This window comes from Massilia aerilata (assembly GCF_042656905.1).
Taxonomy (GTDB): domain Bacteria; phylum Pseudomonadota; class Gammaproteobacteria; order Burkholderiales; family Burkholderiaceae_D; genus Telluria; species Telluria aerilata.
The window spans coordinates 572,230-590,024 of sequence record NZ_JBHSMZ010000004.1; the positions used below are offsets into that span (position 1 = coordinate 572,230).

Genomic DNA, 17,795 nt, shown 5'->3' on the forward strand with positions numbered 1-17,795 from the left:
TCGTGGCAGCATTCAATTCTTCCATTCCCACCCGCCACTTCGACGTGGTGATCGTCGGCGCCGGCGGCTCCGGCCTGCGCGCGGCACTGCAACTGTCGGAAGCCGGCCTGAACGTCGCCGTGCTGTCGAAAGTCTTCCCGACCCGCTCGCACACCGTGGCGGCGCAGGGCGGCATCGGCGCTTCGCTGGGCAACATGAGCGAAGACGACTGGTACTGGCACATGTTCGACACCGTCAAGGGTTCGGACTACCTGGGCGACCAGGACGCGATCGAATTCATGTGCCGCGAAGCACCGAAGGTCGTGTACGAGCTCGAACACTTCGGCATGCCTTTCGACCGTAATCCGGACGGCACCATTTACCAGCGTCCGTTCGGCGGCCACACCGCCAACTTCGGCGAGAAGCCGGTGCAGCGCGCCTGCGCCGCCGCCGACCGTACCGGCCACGCGCTGCTGCACACCCTGTACCAGCGCAACGTCCGTTCGCGCACCCACTTCTTCGTCGAATGGCAGGCGCTGGACCTGGTCCGCAATGCCGACGGCGACGTGCTCGGCGTGATGGCGCTGGAAATGGAAACCGGCGACGTCATGATGCTGCAGGCGAAGACCACCGTGTTCGCCACCGGCGGCGCAGGCCGTATCTTCGCCGCGTCGACCAACGCCTTCATCAACACCGGCGACGGCCTGGGCATGGCGGCACGCGCCGGCCTGCCGCTGGAAGACATGGAATTCTGGCAGTTCCACCCGACCGGCGTGGCCGGCGCGGGCGTGCTGATCACCGAGGGCGTGCGCGGCGAGGGCGGTATCCTGATCAACTCGAACGGCGAACGCTTCATGGAGCGCTATGCGCCGACCCTGAAGGACCTGGCGCCGCGCGACTTCGTCTCGCGCTCGATGGACCAGGAGATCAAGGAAGGCCGCGGCGTCGGCCCGAACAAGGACCACGTGCTGCTGGACCTGCGCCACATCGGCGCGGACACCATCCGCAAGCGCCTGCCGTCGATCCTGGAAATCGGCCACAAGTTCGCCAACGTCGATGCAACCAAGGAACCGATCCCGGTCGTGCCGACCATCCACTACCAGATGGGCGGCATCCCGACCAACATCCACGGCCAGGTCATCGCCCCGGACGGCACCGGCGGCCAGAAGATCGTCAACGGCCTGTACGCCATCGGCGAGTGCTCCTGCGTCTCGGTCCACGGCGCCAACCGCCTGGGCACCAACTCGCTGCTCGACCTGGTGGTGTTCGGCCGCGCGGCCGGCAACCACATCGTCGGCCAGAACCTGAAGGCGCAAGGCAACCGCGCGCTGCCGAAGGACTTCGCCGACTACGCGCTGGGCCGCCTGAACGCCCTCGAGAACTCGACCGGCGGCGAGAAGGTCCAGAACGTGGCCAACGACATCCGCGCCACCATGCAGAAGTTCTGCGGCGTGTTCCGTACCCAGGCCCTGATGGACGAAGGCGTCAAGGAAATCATGAAGCTGGACGAGCGCCGCAAGCACGTCTCCTTCAAGGACAAGTCGAAGGTGTTCAACACCGCCCGTATCGAGGCGATCGAACTGGACAACCTGATCGAAGTGGCAAAGGCGACCATCGTCTCGGCCGCGGCGCGCAAGGAATCGCGCGGCGCCCACGCCCACAGCGATTTCCCGAACCGCGACGACGAGACCTGGATGAAGCACACCCTGTACTTCTCGGAAGGCAACCGCCTGGATTACAAGCCGGTCATCACCAAGCCGCTGACGGTCGATACCTTCAAACCGAAGCCACGTACTTTCTAAGCTTCGCTTCCTAGCTTCGAAGACAACAGAACTTTAAAAGGACGGGCAGCGCCCGTCCCACCCGATAGGTAAAAAAATGGCACGTACTGTCCAACTGAAGATCTACCGCTACGATCCGGACAAGGATTCGAAGCCCTACATGCAAGACGTCACCGTCGAACTGAAAGACACCGACAAGATGCTGCTCGACGCCCTGCAGCGCATCAAGTCCGACGTCGACGACTCGCTGGCCCTGCGCCGCTCCTGCCGTGAAGGCGTGTGCGGTTCGGACGCGATGAACATCAACGGCAAGAACGGCCTGGCCTGCACCACCAACCTGAACGAGCTGACCCAGCCGATCGTGCTGCGTCCTCTGCCGGGCTTGCCGGTGGTGCGCGACCTGATCGTCGACATGACCAACTTCTTCAAGCAGTACCACTCGATCAAGCCGTTCCTGATCAACGACTCGATCCCGCCGGAGAAGGAGCGTCTGCAGTCGCCGGAAGAGCGCGAAGAGCTGGACGGCGTGTACGAGTGCATCCTGTGCGCCTGCTGCTCGACCTCCTGCCCGTCGTTCTGGTGGAACCCGGACAAGTTCGTCGGCCCGGCCGGCCTGCTGCAGGCCTACCGCTTCATCGCCGACTCGCGCGACGAAGCGACCAACGAGCGCCTGGACAACCTGGAAGACCCGTACCGCCTGTTCCGCTGCCACTCGATCATGAATTGCACGGACGTGTGCCCGAAGGGCCTGAATCCGAACAAGGCGATCGGCAAGATCAAGGAATTGCTGGTACGCCGCGCGATCTAACGTCGCTGATAAATATAGTAAAACTACCGTACTGCCGCGAAACGGCAGCCGGGGTATAGTGTTGACCGAACAACGGACTCTAGTGTGAAAACGCATCAATCCGATCCAGCCAACCGTGCACGCCTGCGCTGGCGCGCACGCCGGGGGCTGCTAGAAAACGACCTGATCCTCACGCGCTTCCTGGATGCGCACGAAGAGGAACTGACGGACGAGGAAGTCGATGCGCTGACCCGTTTGCTGGACCTGGCGGATAACCCGCTGATGGACCTGCTGCTGGGACGCACCGAGCCCGCGGGCGAGGTCGACCTGCCGCACGTGCGCGCCCTGGTGGCGCGGCTGCGGCAAGCGTGAGCGAATCGACGCTTTTTTATTTTGTACCCACCTCCCAAAGAAGGAAGTGCCATGAATACCTCTGAAACCAAAGCCACCTTGTCGTTCTCCGACGGCAGCCCGTCGGTCGACATGCCGATCTACAAGGGCACCATCGGCCCGGACGTCATCGATATCCGCAAGCTGTACGGCCAGACCGGCAAGTTCACCTACGACCCGGGCTTCATGTCGACCGCTGCGTGCCAGTCCGCCATCACCTACATCGACGGTGACAAGGGCGAGCTGCTGTACCGCGGCTACCCGATCGAACAGCTGGCCGAGAACTGCGACTTCCTGGAATCCTGCTACCTGCTGCTGAACGGCGAACTGCCGAACGCCGAGCAGAAGGAGAAGTTCACCGACACCGTGACCAAGCACACGATGATCCACGAGCAGATGAACTTCTTCTTCCGTGGTTTCCGTCGCGACGCGCATCCGATGTCGGTGCTGGTGGGTACCGTCGGCGCGCTGGCCTCGTTCTACCACGACTCGCTGGACATCAACGATCCGGAGCAGCGCGAGATCTCGGCAATCCGCCTGATCGCCAAGCTGCCGACCCTGGTCGCGATGGCCTACAAGTACTCGATCGGCCAGCCGTTCATGTACCCGCGCAACGACCTGTCGTACAGCGCCAACTTCATGCACATGATGTTCGCCAACCCGTGCGAAGAGTACAAGGTCAACGACGTGCTGGTGCGCGCCCTGGACCGCATCCTGATCCTGCACGCGGACCACGAGCAGAACGCATCGACCTCGACCGTCCGCCTGGCCGGTTCGTCGGGCGCCAACCCGTTCGCCTGTATCGCAGCCGGCATCGCCTGCCTGTGGGGCCCGGCGCACGGCGGCGCCAACGAAGCCGCCCTGAACATGCTGAAGGAAATCGGCAGCGTCGAGAACATCCCGGCCTTCATCGAGAAGGTCAAGGACAAGAACTCGGGCGTCAAGCTGATGGGCTTCGGTCACCGCGTGTACAAGAACTTCGACCCGCGCGCCAAGCTGATGCGCGAAACCTGCCATGAAGTGCTGAACGAACTGGGCCTGCACGACGACCCGCTGTTCAAGCTGGCCATGGAACTGGAAAAGATCGCCCTGAACGACGAATACTTCGTGTCGCGCAAGCTGTACCCGAACGTCGACTTCTACTCGGGCATCGTGCAGTCGGCCCTGGGCATCCCGGTCTCGCTGTTCACCGGTATCTTCGCGATGGCCCGCACCATCGGCTGGATCGCCCAGTGGAACGAGATGATCGCCGACCCGGAACAGAAGATCGGCCGTCCGCGCCAGCTGTTCGTCGGTTCGCCGCGCCGCGACGTGCCTTCGATCGACAAGCGTTAATTTGCGCTAGTCGGCAACAAAAAAGCGAGCCCAGGCTCGCTTTTTTGTTGGCTGCGTCAAATAAAAATTACTCGTCGAAATCTTCGGCCAGGTTCTTCCAGCCCTTGCTCTTGGCAAAGCTCGAAAACTCCTCCGGCGCCTCCAGCACGATCAGTTTGCTCTCCTGCAGGCCCGGGTCGCTGAGCCCGAAGTCCGGCCCCTTGTAGCCGACCGCGCGCAGGCGGTCGACGATCTGGCGCAGCAATACGCTATCCTTGTGCGTGCCCGGCTCCAGCTTCGCCTTGAATTCCACGTACACATCGATGATCCCGTAACCCTCGTCGAAGATGCGGATCGCCTTGACGTCGAGGGTACGGCCGGTTCCGTCCTTGGCCTGGAAGGGGCCGGACAGTTCAATATCAGTATCGGTAGTCATGGTGGAAGCATACCACTGCGCACGCCCTCAGGCTTGCCGCTGGCGTTCCAGAAACGAAAACGGCTGCGGGATCGCTCCGGCAGCCGTTGTTCCAAAAAGATGTCAGTAGAGGATCAGACAGCGTAGTAGGCCTCGACCGTGCCCTTCAGCTTGATCAGCATCGGACGGCCCTTGCGGTCGACAACCTTGCCGGCGGCAACCTTGATCCAGCCTTCGCTGATGCAGTATTCCTCGACGTCGGTGCGTTCCTTGCCGTTGAAACGGATGCCGACCGGGTGCTTGAAGACTTCCGCGTCGTGATGCGGGCTGCGCGGGTCGATGGACAGGTGGTCGGGCAGGGGAGGGAGTTGGGTAGTATCGTTCATGCCGATATTATCCACGATTCGTCTTTCATTTGCACTTGCCGCGCACCACGGCCGCCGCCCAGAATGGCAGGGCGAACAGGCCGGCAACGCCGACGACGTAATCCTGTCCGCCGGCTTTCACGACCGTGGTCGGCGATTGGAATTTCATCGCATCCGGATGCAGGCAGCCCGGCTTTTCGGCTTCCGAAAATGCCCGCTCGAACTTCCGGTAAGCATCCCCGCTCAGCGCCTTGTCCGAACGCAGCCTGGGACCGGCCGGCTGTTCGGCCAGTGTTTCGCGCACCGCCTTGCTGATCACCTCGTCGGTCAGGCGCAGGCTGAGCTTGCCCTCGGCCTTGCGTTCATCGGGCGCCTGCGCCATCGCCTGCCATCCCGCCAGGCACAGGCCCATCGCCGCCATCCAGGTCCACGCTCTCATCGCCCACCCAAAAAAGTTGCTGGTGAGTCAACTCTACACCACTTATCGAACAATCACGGATCTTGCACAATTGGTTACATTTCCAACGTACAATGCATAACCGATGAACGACGAGGTTCCGATGAAACCTTTCCTTGCCCTGAAGGCAGTGCTCCTGCCGGCGATCCCAGCCTTCGCCGCCGCCACCAAGCGGTCCCGGCCCACATGAAGATGGTGGCGCAAAGGCTGCAGCATGGCCGCCTGCCGATGTGCGAGAAGGGCAGCCACATGTCCATGTACGACGACCAACAAACCTGTTTCACCGCACTGATCAAATTCTTGCGCAACGGCGACGGAGGCCGATTCAAATGATGCACACCACCCTGAAATCCCTGTTCCTGGCCTGCTGCCTATGCCTCGCGAATCTTGCCCAAGCCGCCGGCGCCGATCCCGCCCTGGCGAAGCAGGTCAACGCCTTCGTCGATGCCTGGCACGACGATGCCGCCCACGCGCGCATGGCCTATTTCGACAAGATGGCGCCCGATGGGGTCTATATCGGCACCGACCGCAGCGAGCTTTGGCAGCGCGACGACTTCAAGGCCTGGGCCCGCAAGTACTTCGAAGGGAAAACGTCTGCCTGGTCGTTCAAGGCCACGCGCCGTAACGTGTATACTGCGGGCGATGGCAAGCTGATCTGGTTCGACGAGCTGCTCGACACGCCGAACATGGGCCACTGCATGGCCAGCGGCGTGATCCGCAAGACCGATAAGGGTTTCGAAATCCTGCACTACCAGCTGTCGATGGCGGTGCCGAACGAGATCGCAAAGCAGGTGACGGCGCTGGTGACGAAGGCCGAGGCCGCACCGGTCAAATAGAGATATTCAATATTTCTATTGCAACACCTGTCCTATATTCGCCACAGCGCATCATTCATTGCATGACAGGCGCATGCGAACCGAATTAGAATGTTGCTATGCAACAATGAATAATCCTCAGTAGAAATTCTCTGTGGGGTAAGTGAGAAGAACGCTCCATGGGAACCTATTACGACATCGATCACTGGCGCTCCAGGGTCTTCGCGTCCCTGCTGTCGTACGTGGTCATGCTGGGTACGCTCGCCGCGGTGCCGAGTATCGGCCTCTCGATCAGCGAGGGCCTGTGGCCGGTCGCCCTGATGGACAGCGTGGCGCTGGCCTGGGTGGCCGTGCTGTGGCGCATGCCGCGCCTGAACTACACCTTCCGCGTCCTCAACTTCCTCGCGATCCTCTACCTGATCGGCATCGGCCTGATGCTCACGGTCGGTCCGGTCAGCCAGATCTTCCTGATGGCGCTGCCCGTGCTGGGCGTGGTCCTGCTGGGCATGCGGTCGGCGCTGGCCGCGCTGGGCCTGAGCGGCGCCACCATCTTCGTGCTCGGCCTGACCGGCTATGCCAGGCTGTACGTCACCGGCATGGAAGAGCATGCGCTGCTGCCCTGCCTGATCGTCACCCTGAACTACCTGTTCGTCGGCGCGCTGATTACCCTGACCTGCGGCAGCCTGCTGCAGCGCCTCGATAATTCGATGGCGGAGCTGGGCCGCACCGCCGACTCGCTCGAGGAAGGCCACGCCAGGCTGCACGAGCTGAACGCCGAGCTGCGCCTGACCTCGGCCGCGGTCGCGCGCCTGAACGACATGGTCCTGATCGCCAGGGTGGTCGACGACGCCGGCGCCGAGCAGCCGATCATCTTCGCCAACGACGCCTTCGTGCGCCGCACCGGCTACACGCGCGACGAAGTGGTGGGCAGCAGCATGCGCCTGCTGCACGGCCCCGAGACCGACCAGATCGAGGTCGCCCGCATCTTCGGCGCCATGGCGCGCGGCGAAGCCGCCAAGGCCGAGCTGGTGAACTACACCCGGCGCGGCGAAAAATACTGGGTCGAGATGGAGCTGGTGCCCTTCGCCGACGAAGGCGGCCGCAACACGCACTGGGTGGTGGTCGGGCGCGACATCACCGAGCGCCGCAACGCCGCCGACGCCATCCACCGCCTCGCGTTCTACGACGTCCTCACCGGACTGCCGAACCGGCGCCTGCTGATCGAACGCCTGGACGCCATGGTCGCGCGCGCGCACGCGGCGGCCGGACTGGGCGCGGTGCTGTTCATCGATCTCGACAACTTCAAGACCATCAACGATGCGCGCGGCCACGCCATCGGCGACAACATGCTCAAGCACGCGGCGCAGCGCGTGGCGGCCGCGCTGCGCCAGGGCGACACGGTGGCGCGCCTGGGCGGCGACGAATTCGTGGTGGTGCTCGAGAACCTGGGCCCGGACGCGCAGCGCGCGACCTGCGCGGCGCAGGTGGTGGCGGAGAAGATCCGCGGCGCGCTGGCCGAGCAGGTCGAGATCGGCGGCCAGCTGTATCACGCCTCGGCCAGCATCGGCATCGCGCTGCCGCTGCGCAGTGGCCAGACCGGCCACGATCTGCTGCGCGAGGCCGATACCGCGATGTACCACGCCAAGGTGGCGGGCCGCAACGGCGTGACCCTGTTCGAAGCCGGCATGCTGGCCGAGGCGGAGCGCAAGCTGACGCTGGAACGCGACTTCGCCGCCGCGATGGAAAACGGCGAACTGTCGATGTACCTGCAACTGCAGATCGATCACCTGCGCATGCCGGTGGGCGCCGAGCTGCTGATGCGCTGGCAGCGCCCGGACGGCAGCTTCGTGCCGCCGGACGTCTTCATCCCGGCCGCCGAATCGAGCGGCCTGATTTATCCGCTCGGCCAGTGGGTGCTGCGCCAGGCCTGCGAATACTGGCTGCGCCTGGACCGCGCCGGCCTGGCGGTGCCGCTGTCGATCAACGTCAGCCCGCTGCAGTTCCGCCAGCCGGAGTTCGTCGAGCAGGTCTGCGCGGTCCTGGTCGAAACCGGCGCCCCGGCCAGCCAGCTGATCTTCGAAGTGACCGAGGGCCTGCTGGTGAGCGACCTGAACGAGACCATCGCGCGCATGCACGAACTGGCGCAGATGGGCATCCGCTTCTCGATCGACGATTTCGGCACCGGCTATTCGAACCTGGCCTACCTGAAGAAGATGCCGCTGTACGAACTGAAGATCGACAAGAGCTTCATCCGCGACACCCCCGGCGACGTCAACGGCACCGCGATCGTGCAGTCGATCCTGGCGATGGCCGACCACCTGGGCCTGCGCGTGGTGGCGGAAGGCGTCGAGACCGACCAGCAGGCCAGCTTCCTGGCCGCCAACCGCAAGCCGGCCATGCAGGGCTTCCTGTTCTCGCGCCCGGCGCCGCTGGAAGAGTTCATGACGCAGATGCGCTCCTGGCGCGCCAGGGCGGCGTAGCCGTTCAGGTCCTGACGGCGGCCAGGGCCTGGCGGCCGGCGTCCAGCGTCGGCAGCAGGCGCACGCCGGCCACGCCCTCGAGGCGCGCCACGCCGGCGCCGCCGGCCCACAGCTCGACCTCCGGCGGCAAGGCCTGGCGCAGCTGGGCCAGCACGGGCCCCACCTGGCGCCGCGAATAAGCTGCCGAGAAGGACAGGGCCACGATGCCGGCGCCGTACGCGCTTGCCGCGCGCGCGATGTCGAGCAGCGGCGTTTCGAGGCCGAGCGAGATGCAGTTGGCGCCTTCGAGCGAGAACAGGGCCTCGGCCATCAGGAGGCCGAGGCCGTGCCCTTCGCCGGGGACGGTGGTCATCAGGATGCGCGGGCCCTGGCGCGCGGCGGGCAGGTCGGCGATCGCCTGGCGCAGCTGCTGCTGGGCCGACTCGGTATAGAAATGTTCGTCGAAGACGTCGAAGCTGCCGTCTTCCCAGCACGCGCCGACGGCCGTGGTCAGCGGCGCCATGGTGTGCTCGACGAAGCGCTCCAGGCCCTGGCGCGCCAGCGACTGGCGCAGCGCGTGGCGGAACACGGCCGGGTCGCGCGCGCGGATCGTTTCCAGCAGGCGGGCGATGGCGCCGTTCTGGCCCTCGTCGTCCGCGGCGCGCTGCGGCGCCGCCAGCGCGGCCAGTTCGCCATGCTCCAGCGCGGCCAGCGCGCCGGGCCGGTGGCCCTGGTCCATCAAGCGCTTCATCAGGCGCAGGCGTTCGACCTGCTCGCCCGGGTAGCAGCGTTCGCCGTTCGCGTCGCGCACCGGCTGCGGGAAGCCGTAGCGGCGTTCCCAGACCCGCAGCACGTCCTTGGACAGGCGCGTCTCGCGCTCGACGGCGGCGATGCTGAAAGTGGGCGATGTGATGGTGGCGTTCATGGAACAGCCATTCTAGCGCGGCAGAGCAGGGCCGCGCCATCGTAGCGGATCACGGCCAGCAGGCGCCGCAGGTCCTGGTCGAGGCGCCGCTCGGCGCCGGCCAAGGGCACCAGTTCGGCGATGCGCGCCATGCAGTCGAGCAGGCCGGCCCCGAGCCGGCGCGGCAGGCCGTCCGGGTGGCGCAGGGCGCAGGCCTGGCGCACCGCCACCAGCAGCGCCGCCGCCACCTGTTCCGTCAGTTCGACCGCGCGCAGGCAATCGCGCGCCGCGATCATGCCGGTGCCGGCCTTGTGGACCACCGCGTCCGGCGTCAGCCTGAGCGCCTCCGCGGTCCAGGCAGAAACGCTGGCCTGCAGCGCCTTCAGGCCGTGGCCGCCGGCCGCGCTGCGCAGGCCGGGCGGCAGGCCCTTGCCGGCGCAAGCGTCGGCCACCAGCGCCATCTGCTGTTCGAACAGGTCGGCGAGCTTGGTCACCGCATTCTTCATGCCTTCCATCGCGAACCTCAGGTGGCCGGCGTGGTCCTGGAAAAGCGGATCGCCGCCGGCGCTGTTCAGTTCCAGTTCGATGTGGCCGATCATCCAGGGCAGGGCGTCCGCCAGGACCCCGATCACCTGCGGCGCGCAGCGCAGCGGCGCCAGGTCGTGCGGCCGCACGGCGCCCGTCGCCTGGCCGAGGTCGTCGCGGATCCAGCCGGCCGCGCGCAGCGTGCCGGGGTAGGGCCGGGCCGCGAACAGGGCCTGGTCGAAGTGGGCGGCGTTGGCGTCCAGGGCGACGGCGGCCAGCGCCGCGATGCGGCCGGCCAGCCTGCACAGGCTTCGCGCGCGCACCGCCGCCAGGCAGGCCAGGCCGGTCATGGCGGCGTCGCGGTCGATCAGTGCCTGGTCCTCGGCGGCCAGCGCCGGCGGCGCGTCGTCCTCGAGCAGGGCGGCCAGCCGCCGCAGCGCGTCCATGCCGGCGCCGGACCCGCCCTGGCACAGCGAAGCCAGGCGCACCGCGAGGATCGCGCGGGTCTGCTCCGGCGTGAAAGGCGTGTCCAGGCCGGCGCCGTGCCAGCTGAAGAGCCGCTGCGGCGCATCGCCATCGCCGGCCAGGCGCTTGAGCCGCGCGGCGCCGGCCTCGATGCGGTCGGCAAAGGCCGGGTCGCCGGACAGTACCGGCCGGGCGCGGCCCGCGGCCAGGGCCTCGATTTCGTCCACGGTGACCGGGCCGGCGCCAAACACCACGGCGGGCAGGCCGCCGGCCGGGAGGTCGATCTGCATGATCATGGGGCGATGCTCCAGTCGGCGGGCTTGCCCAGCATGCCGCGCGGGATGCGTTCGCCCAGCGTGATCGCCTTCGGGCGCTCCGGCGCGGCCAGTCTGGCGTCGGTCCAGGCGCGCAGTTCCTGGATAAAGCCTTCGCCGGCGCCGGCGCGCGGCACGATGAAGGCTTTCAGGCGCTGGCCTTCGTCGGGGCGCATCAGGCGCACGGCGGCGTCCTCGACCAGCGGGTGCTCGAGCAGGACCTGGCGCACGCGCTCCGGGAAGACGTTGACGCCGCCCACCTGCACCGCGCTGTCGCGGCGCGGACCGAGCGTAAACCGGTCGTCGCCGCACCAGGCCAGGCTGTCCTGCGGGTGCAGGGCCTGTGCTTCGCCATCGGGGCCGCGGCGCAGCAGCGCATCGCCGGCCCGTTCGATGTGCGGCAGCAGGCGGTAAGGATCGCGGTGCGAGGCGCGCCAACCCAGGCCGCCGGTCTCGGAAGCGCCATACACCTGGACCAGCGCCAGGCCCGCGGCTTCGGCGCGTTCGGCCACCGCATCGGGGCAGGGCGCAGTCGAACTGACGCCGGTCACGTCATTGGGGAAGTCCTGGTCCGCGCCCAGCGCCGCCTGCCAGAACTGCGGATGGCCGATCGCCAGGTCGCCGGGCAGCAGGTGGCGGGCCAGCTGCGACGGCAGGCGCGCGCGCACGCTCAGCACCTGGTCCGCTTCGAGTCCGAGATGGCGCGGCAGCAGCACGCCGAACAGGAAACCGTAGATGTGATGCGCCGGCACCGCCAGCAGCAGGCGCCGGCGCCCGCTGAACAGCGTGGCCAGGCTGGCCGCTTCCTGCTCCAGCGTGGCGAGGGCGTGCGCGCAGCGTTTCGGTTCGCCGGTGCTGCCGGAAGTGCGGAAAGTCAGTTCGGCATCGCGGTGCTGCAGGCCCGCGGTGGCGATGTCGAGCCAGTCGCCGAGGGTGCGGCGCGCCAGCAGGTAGTCTTCGACGCCGCTGTGCTGCAGCTGCAGGGCCTCGGCCAGCGCGCCCGCCAGCTGCAGCAGCTCGAGCGAATCGACGCCCAGGTCCTGTTGCAGCGACAGCGAGGGCTTCCAGCCGTCCGGCAGCAGCAGCGGGTCGTGGCGCAGCGCCGCCAGCTCGCCCGCCACCAGATCGGCGACGAAGCGCAGCAGGGCGCTGCGGTCGGCCCACCACGGGGCAAGAAGTGCGCTCGGTGCTTGCATGGGCTTACAGGCGCTTCACGAAAATCCAGTAGGTGCCGTCGCTGATGGCCTTCTTCATGTGGATTTTTACTTTTGTCGGGGTCATTTTGTAGTCGAACACGTACTCGAACATCGTGTTCAGGTTACTCGCGCGCACGCCGGCGTCGAACACGCCCTTGAAGCGCGCGGTGTTGGTGCAGGGCGCGACGTCGCGGAAGAAGTTGGTGCCGATCACGGCGCCGGCGTGGCGGCCGGTGATGTCGGCTTCGGCCTGATTGTAGCGCAGGACCTTGCCCTGGCCATCGAGCTGGATGGCGCCGAAAGCCAGTTCGTCGATCTGCTTGCCCGACAGCTGTGACAGCTTGTTGTCGATGTCGTCCTTGCCGAAGGCGATTACGTTGAGGGTAGACAGCATGGTGCTCCTTTTATCTTTGTATGCAATTGAACCATAGTTTTGTCTAGGACAAAGCGCGATTGTATATTACTTTTTGGAAACAATGCTTATTTGTCCTGGACAAAGTTTCGACTGTCGCCCTTGGGAGACGCGGTATGCTAAGGTGGCGCCTTCCCCCATCAACCGAGTTTCCGCAGCGCGCAGTGAGCAGCTTTTCCGCCCCCATACCGACCCCGGCCGCCTCCTATGTCGGCCGCTTCGCCCCATCCCCGACCGGCCCGCTGCACGCCGGCTCGCTGGTGGCGGCCCTGGCCAGCTACCTGGACGCGCGCGCCAACGGCGGCGCCTGGCTGATCCGCATCGAAGACATCGACGAGGGCCGCGCCGTGCCGGGCGCCGCCGGCACCATCCTCGAGCAGCTGGACTGGCTGGGCATGCATTCGGACGGCGAGATCGTCTGGCAGAGCCGGCGCAAGGACCTTTACCAGGCCGCGCGCGAGCGCATCGCCGACTGGGTCTACGGATGCGGCTGCAACCGCCGGGAGATCGCCGATTCGCGCCTGGGCGTGGGGCCGGACGGCGCGGCCATCTATCCGGGCACCTGCCGCCATGGCCTGGCGCCGGGACGCGAGGCGCGCAGCCTGCGCCTGCGGGTGCCGGAATCGGGCGACGACGCGGTCGGCTTCACCGACCGTTTCGCGGGTTGGCAGGAACAGCGGCTGGCGCTGGAATCGGGCGATTTCGTGCTCAAGCGGGCGGACGGCTACTGGGCCTACCAGCTGGCGGTGGTCGTCGACGATGCGGAGCAGGGCGTCACCGACGTCGTGCGCGGCGCCGACCTGCTCGATTCGACCCCGCGCCAGATCTACCTGCAGCGCCTGCTCGGCGTGCCGACGCCGCGCTACCTGCACGTGCCGGTGGTGCGCAACGCCAACGGCGAAAAGCTGTCCAAGCAGACCGGGGCGCTGGCCATCTCGCCCGGTCCGCAAGGACGCGATGAAGAGGCCGCCGTCGCGGCCCTGCAACAGGCGGCTGGTTTCCTGGGACTGCGGCTGGCCTCGCCGGCCCCGTCCATCCGCTCGCTGGCCGCGTTCTGGCAGGAGGCGGTCCCGGCCTGGGCCAGCCTGCTCGCCGAACGCGGCGCCCAGCTAAGGCTCCCGGACTAGCGCTGCCAGCTGGCCTCCCAGCGCCGCCGCCGGCCTACCCACCACAGCGCGCCCAGGCCGCCCGCCAGCATCGCCCACTCGGACGGTTCCGGGATCGGCGCGGCCACGATGAAGCCGCGGATCTCGCCTTCCGGATAAGCACTGGTATGGATGTTGACGTAGGCCTCGTTGGCATTGAGGCCGCTCACGAAGGCCGAGGCCGCGCCCTTCACCGTGCCGCCGTTGGCCGCCAGGAAGGCCGGGTCATAGGTGGCTTCCTCGTACAGCGGCAGGGTCGCCGAGAAGGTGCCGGACTTCACGCCGGTCGGGAAGTCGGCGAAGGGGATCGCGACGCCCGAGGTGCCGGTGAAGGCGTCGGTGGTGCAGCAGTGGATGTGGGCTTCAAGCGAGGTGCCCACCAGGTCGGTGAAGGGCATGTCGACCGTCATGTTGCTGGTGCCGGGATCGAACCTGAGCTCGATCGCCGCCATGCCGGAACCCGGCGAGCCGTTGGGCGGGCTTTCGGCCGGGCCGCTGGCGATGGCCCGGTAGGTCTGGGCGAAGGCCGGGCTGGCCAGGCCCGCCGCCGCTGCCAGTGCTAGAACGGACAGAACTTGTTTCATGGAATACCTCCTGTTGAACAGAGTCTCTGCAACGCACCCGTCCTGGGTGCTGACAAAAACTTAGCACCGGCAGCCAGGCCGGACTCGCACCGTACGGCTGAGATAGTGCCTATGAGCGACTAACTTTTGGAAAGATTGGCATAATATCCAAATGACCCGTGATTCAGTAAATACACGATACAAATTTCTAGCCCTGCCGCTCGTTTTCGTATCATGTCTGGCCCAGGCCCAGGATGCGTCCCTGCTGGCGGGCGGCATGCGGCTCGACCAGGACAAGGACGACACTTCGTTCGCCGTGGCGCTCGGCTATACCCACCACATCAACAAATACGTCTCGGTCAGCGCCGACTACCTGAACGAAGGCCACCCAAGGCAGCACCACCGCGACGGCCTCGGGTCCCAGCTCTGGCTCCACACGGCCTTCCCCACGCGCGGCTGGTCGGTCGCGGCCGGTTTCGGCCCCTACTATTACTTCGACACCAACACCGGCAACGGCACCCTGGCCGACTACCGCAACGACCACGGCTGGGGCCAGCTGATGAGCGTGAGCCTCAAGTACCACCTGGCCTCGAGCGCCTACCTCGAGACACGCCTGTCGCACACCCACGGCATCACCAGCCACGACACCACCATGCTGCTGTTCGGCGCCGGCTACGAGCTGCGCAATCTGCCGCGCGGGATCCGCCTGCAGAACGCGGAGCGGGGCGACAAGCTGCTCATGCTGCTGGCCGGCCGCTCGATCGTGAACAGCCTGGCCTCCGAGACCGCGGCCTCCTACGGTCTCGAATACCGCCGCACGGTGAATCCGAACGTCGAGTGGAGCGTGATCCTGATGAGCGAAGGGAAGGTCGATGCGGCCGAGCGCAAGGGCGTCAGCGGCCAGGTCTGGCTGCTGCGCCCCTTCACCGAACGCACCGTGCTGGAAATGGGCTTCGGCGCCTACGCCATGCGCGACCAGCTCGACCGCAAGGATCCCAAGGCCGAACGCGAAAACCACGTCGCGCCGATCGCCTCGATCGGCATGCGCTACCGGATCAGCGACAGCCTGCGCGCCCAGCTCACCTGGAGCCGGGTGATCACCAGCTACGAGCGCGATTCGGACGTGTTCATGCTCGGCGCCGGCGTCGCCTTCTAGCGCGTCCTGGCGGCTTCGCTCAGTCGCCCGCCCTGGGCCGCTTCATGATCGTGATGCCGCCATCGGCTTCGAGGAAGGCGCACTGCATTTCGTGGCGCGCGCAGCCGGATTCGCGCAAGGCCTGCTCGAGGTCGATCTGGCCGATGCGGTTGCGGCGGACGACCTTGTCGAAGAAGACGCCGTCGCGTCCGATCAGCACGGGTTCGCCCTCGACCATCGCTTCCACCTTGCGGCTGCGCGCCGACAGCAAGCCGATGCCGCCGTTCAGCACGATCAGCGTCCCCGCGATGATCAGGCCGCCGCTGACGGAATTGTCGCCGCCGGATAGGCCGTTCGATACCGATTCCGAGAGCAGCATGACGACCAATAAGTCGAACGGCGTCAGCTGGCTGATCGTACGCCGGCCCGACAGGCGCACCATGACCAGCAGCGCAAGATAGATCATCGCGCCGCGGGCCATGAATTCCCACCAGGGAAGATCCATATCGAACATGATGGCCTCTCGTGGAGTGCTTACGGATGAGAGGATTGTAGTGACAGCGGGCGGGTTTGATTGTTCGCTAGGGAACGTAGCGGGCGTCAGGCGTCACCACCCGCACCACCGTCTCGCAATAATCCCGGAAGCCCATGCGCAAATAAAGTCCATGCGCCGCCTCGTTCGCCCGCATCACGTGCAGGAAGGGCGTCTCGCCGCGCAGCAGCTGGCGCCGGATCAGCTTCAGCATCAGGCGGCGCGCGTAGCCGCGGCCCTGGTGGTCCGGATGCGTGCAGACGCCGCTGATCTCGTGCAGCCCGGGTGCGGCCATGCGCTCGCCGGCCATCGCGACCAGCCGGTCGCCCTCGAAATAGCCGAAGTATTCGCCCAGTTCGATGGTGCGCGGCCCGAAGGGTCCGGGCCTGGTCAGCAGGGCCAGCGCCAGGGCCTGCCCGGCATGGCTTGCGTCGAGCTGGATCGCGTCGGGCGCTTCGTCGCGTTCGGGCATGAGGCCATCCCAGATCATCCGGACCATGGTCGATTCGGCTTCGATGCGCCAGCCGGCCGGCGCGGGGCCGGACCAGGCGTCGCAGTAAAAGCGCTCGCCGGGTTCGCAGAAGGGCAGCAGGGCCGCGAAGTCGGGCCGCTGCGGGTCGGGAAAGCCGACGATGGGCGAGAAGCCGGGGGCGTAGCGCCGTGCGGCATCCGTGCCGGTCGCCAGGTGCGCGTGCGTGCCGTTCAGCGTGTTCCAGAAGATGTTGTCGAGCAGGGGGGCCATGCTCAAGCCTCTTCCCCGGGATGGCGCGCCAGCCAGGCGGCCAGCGCCGTTTCGTAGTTCTCCCGCGCGATCTGGTAGGCGTCGAACACGCACATCACGCAGCCGGTGCCGCAGCAGTCCTCGAGTTCCGGTTCCCTGGGCGGCAGCGGACGCGGATCGGGGTCCGCGGGCGCGATCGGCTCGCTCACGGGTCTTTCCTGTCATTCAGGATGGCCTGGATCTCCTCGCGCTCCTTCTTGCTGACGTGGCCGCGCAGGGCGGCCAGCACCAGCGCCTTGCCGGAGCCGGAAAAAGCCTTGGTAATCAGTTCGCTGACCAGGCTCGTTTGCAGGGCGTCCTGCGGCTGGGCCGGCGCGTAGACGTGGGCGCGCTGGGACTCGTCGCGCAGCAGCAGGCCCTTGGCATGCATCAGCTGCAGCAGGCGCAGCACGGTGGCCGCCGTCAGGTCGGGACGGTCGCCTGCCACCGCCTCGTGCACCTGCCTGGCGGTGGCGGCGCCGAGCTGCCACAGGACGCGCAGCAGCTCCAGTTCGGACGGGGTCGGTTTGGGGGGAGAAGCGGGATGCGGCATGCGTTGCAGCATACCGTCTCCCGCCTGGAATGTCACTCCGTCAGCTGGTACTCGCGCAGCGCGAACACCATTTTGCCGCCCTGTTTCCGGCAGACGCCGCTCATGGTTTCGCCCGGACGCAGGGTGAACATCATGCGCGTGCCCGGCTTCCTGGCGGCGCAGTCGGCGTGGGCGCTGTCCGGCACCGGTGGCACTTTCGGCGGCGGCGGCGGGGCCGGCGGCGCCGGGATGTCCGGCATGGCAGGCATGGCGGGCATGGCGGGCATCGGGGCTTCGGCCGCCGAGTAAGCCGTCGCGCCGTCGGGTGCGGGCGGTGCCGGCGGCGCGGGCGGGGCCGGCGGTGCGGGTGGACGCGGCGGCTTCGGCGGCTTGGGCGGCGGCGGGCACCTGGCGTCCTTGTCGCTGCAGTCGACGTAGACGTGGACGTCGGCCAGGCTGGCGCCGGCGGCGCTCGACAGCAGGGCAAACATCAGGATGGCGGCGCTGGTTTTCATCGTGTTCTCCTCGGGTTGGATGGACACATGATGTC

21 protein-coding genes are annotated in these 17,795 nt (G+C 66.8%); 8 read left to right on the forward strand and 13 right to left on the reverse strand.

From position 1 onward, the window contains the following. Nucleotides 1–2: 2 nt before the first annotated feature. From sdhA to gltA, 4 genes are all read left to right on the forward strand, one after another. A complete protein-coding gene (gene sdhA, locus ACFPO9_RS07440; protein WP_379768991.1) occupies nt 3–1,781 on the forward strand; it encodes a succinate dehydrogenase flavoprotein subunit in 1,779 nt (592 codons plus the stop codon). 76 nt (nt 1,782–1,857) lie between these two features. Beyond that, nucleotides 1,858–2,568 (forward strand): succinate dehydrogenase iron-sulfur subunit, encoded by a 711-nt coding sequence (locus ACFPO9_RS07445; protein WP_230026118.1) that lies wholly within the window; start codon nt 1,858–1,860, stop codon nt 2,566–2,568. Nucleotides 2,569–2,652: 84 nt separating this feature from the next. Further along, a complete protein-coding gene (locus tag ACFPO9_RS07450) occupies nt 2,653–2,919 on the forward strand; it encodes an FAD assembly factor SdhE (RefSeq protein WP_379768994.1) in 267 nt (88 codons plus the stop codon). Nucleotides 2,920–2,970: 51 nt separating this feature from the next. Next, complete coding sequence (gltA, locus tag ACFPO9_RS07455; protein WP_379768996.1) at nt 2,971–4,272, forward strand: citrate synthase; 1,302 nt, start codon at nt 2,971–2,973, stop codon at nt 4,270–4,272. A 67-nt stretch (nt 4,273–4,339) separates the two neighbouring features. Here gltA and ACFPO9_RS07460 read toward each other — a convergent pair whose 3' ends face one another. The 3 genes from ACFPO9_RS07460 to ACFPO9_RS07470 form a co-directional block, all read right to left on the reverse strand. Further along, nucleotides 4,340–4,687: a hypothetical protein gene (locus ACFPO9_RS07460; RefSeq protein WP_379768999.1), complete on the reverse strand. Its 348-nt coding sequence runs from the start codon at nt 4,685–4,687 to the stop codon at nt 4,340–4,342. 113 nt (nt 4,688–4,800) lie between these two features. Further along, the gene (locus ACFPO9_RS07465) at nt 4,801–5,052 is read right to left on the reverse strand and encodes a DUF3297 family protein (protein WP_379769002.1); all 252 of its coding nucleotides are present in this window, start codon (nt 5,050–5,052) and stop codon (nt 4,801–4,803) included. 25 nt (nt 5,053–5,077) lie between these two features. Next, on the reverse strand, nt 5,078–5,470 hold the full coding sequence (locus ACFPO9_RS07470) for a hypothetical protein (RefSeq protein WP_379769004.1): 393 nt from the start codon (nt 5,468–5,470) through the stop codon (nt 5,078–5,080). A gap of 347 nt (nt 5,471–5,817) precedes the next feature. On the opposite strand from ACFPO9_RS07470, the gene ACFPO9_RS07475 reads away from it, so the two are divergent. Then, complete coding sequence (locus ACFPO9_RS07475; protein WP_379769006.1) at nt 5,818–6,324, forward strand: nuclear transport factor 2 family protein; 507 nt, start codon at nt 5,818–5,820, stop codon at nt 6,322–6,324. Nucleotides 6,325–6,482: 158 nt separating this feature from the next. Next, a complete protein-coding gene (locus tag ACFPO9_RS07480) occupies nt 6,483–8,783 on the forward strand; it encodes a putative bifunctional diguanylate cyclase/phosphodiesterase (RefSeq protein ID WP_379769009.1) in 2,301 nt (766 codons plus the stop codon). A gap of 4 nt (nt 8,784–8,787) precedes the next feature. Here the strand turns inward: ACFPO9_RS07480 and ACFPO9_RS07485 are convergent, their stop codons facing one another. The 4 genes from ACFPO9_RS07485 to pyp are packed head-to-tail and all read right to left on the reverse strand — an operon-like array spanning nt 8,788 to nt 12,560. Further along, the gene (locus tag ACFPO9_RS07485; RefSeq protein WP_379769012.1) at nt 8,788–9,687 is read right to left on the reverse strand and encodes a MerR family transcriptional regulator; all 900 of its coding nucleotides are present in this window, start codon (nt 9,685–9,687) and stop codon (nt 8,788–8,790) included. Further along, nucleotides 9,684–10,952 (reverse strand): aromatic amino acid lyase, encoded by a 1,269-nt coding sequence (locus ACFPO9_RS07490; RefSeq protein WP_379769015.1) that lies wholly within the window; start codon nt 10,950–10,952, stop codon nt 9,684–9,686. Before ACFPO9_RS07490 ends, ACFPO9_RS07485 begins: the two co-directional genes overlap by 4 nt. Next, on the reverse strand, nt 10,949–12,166 hold the full coding sequence (gene pcl, locus ACFPO9_RS07495) for a 4-coumarate--CoA ligase (protein ID WP_379769018.1): 1,218 nt from the start codon (nt 12,164–12,166) through the stop codon (nt 10,949–10,951). The genes ACFPO9_RS07490 and pcl overlap by 4 nt, the downstream gene beginning before the upstream one ends. A 4-nt stretch (nt 12,167–12,170) precedes the next feature. Beyond that, nucleotides 12,171–12,560: a photoactive yellow protein gene (pyp, locus tag ACFPO9_RS07500; protein ID WP_379769020.1), complete on the reverse strand. Its 390-nt coding sequence runs from the start codon at nt 12,558–12,560 to the stop codon at nt 12,171–12,173. A 134-nt stretch (nt 12,561–12,694) separates the two neighbouring features. On the opposite strand from pyp, the gene gluQRS reads away from it, so the two are divergent. Continuing rightward, entirely contained in the window at nt 12,695–13,705 is a 1,011-nt protein-coding gene (gene gluQRS, locus ACFPO9_RS07505) for a tRNA glutamyl-Q(34) synthetase GluQRS (RefSeq protein WP_379769022.1), read from the forward strand. Here the strand turns inward: gluQRS and ACFPO9_RS07510 are convergent. Continuing rightward, complete coding sequence (locus ACFPO9_RS07510; RefSeq protein ID WP_379769025.1) at nt 13,702–14,307, reverse strand: CHRD domain-containing protein; 606 nt, start codon at nt 14,305–14,307, stop codon at nt 13,702–13,704. The genes gluQRS and ACFPO9_RS07510 overlap by 4 nt on opposite strands. Nucleotides 14,308–14,458: 151 nt before the next feature. On the opposite strand from ACFPO9_RS07510, the gene ACFPO9_RS07515 reads away from it, so the two are divergent. After that, the gene (locus ACFPO9_RS07515) at nt 14,459–15,442 is read left to right on the forward strand and encodes a hypothetical protein (protein WP_379769027.1); all 984 of its coding nucleotides are present in this window, start codon (nt 14,459–14,461) and stop codon (nt 15,440–15,442) included. Between the two features lie 19 nt (nt 15,443–15,461). Here the strand turns inward: ACFPO9_RS07515 and ACFPO9_RS07520 are convergent, their stop codons facing one another. From ACFPO9_RS07520 to ACFPO9_RS07540, 5 genes are all read right to left on the reverse strand, one after another. After that, nucleotides 15,462–15,935, reverse strand: coding sequence for a DUF421 domain-containing protein (locus ACFPO9_RS07520; protein WP_379769029.1), 474 nt, complete (start codon nt 15,933–15,935; stop codon nt 15,462–15,464). A 67-nt stretch (nt 15,936–16,002) separates the two neighbouring features. Continuing rightward, nucleotides 16,003–16,695, reverse strand: a complete 693-nt coding sequence (locus ACFPO9_RS07525) for a GNAT family N-acetyltransferase (protein WP_379769031.1) — start codon at nt 16,693–16,695, stop codon at nt 16,003–16,005. A 2-nt stretch (nt 16,696–16,697) separates the two neighbouring features. Further along, complete coding sequence (locus ACFPO9_RS07530; RefSeq protein WP_379769034.1) at nt 16,698–16,883, reverse strand: oxidoreductase-like domain-containing protein; 186 nt, start codon at nt 16,881–16,883, stop codon at nt 16,698–16,700. Beyond that, nucleotides 16,880–17,278, reverse strand: coding sequence for a BlaI/MecI/CopY family transcriptional regulator (locus ACFPO9_RS07535; protein WP_379769036.1), 399 nt, complete (start codon nt 17,276–17,278; stop codon nt 16,880–16,882). The genes ACFPO9_RS07530 and ACFPO9_RS07535 overlap by 4 nt, the downstream gene beginning before the upstream one ends. Nucleotides 17,279–17,298: 20 nt before the next feature. After that, nucleotides 17,299–17,760 carry a hypothetical protein gene (locus ACFPO9_RS07540; protein WP_379769038.1) on the reverse strand — a complete coding sequence of 154 codons (462 nt, stop codon included), beginning with the start codon at nt 17,758–17,760 and terminating at the stop codon, nt 17,299–17,301. Between the last annotated feature and the right edge of the window lie 35 nt (nt 17,761–17,795).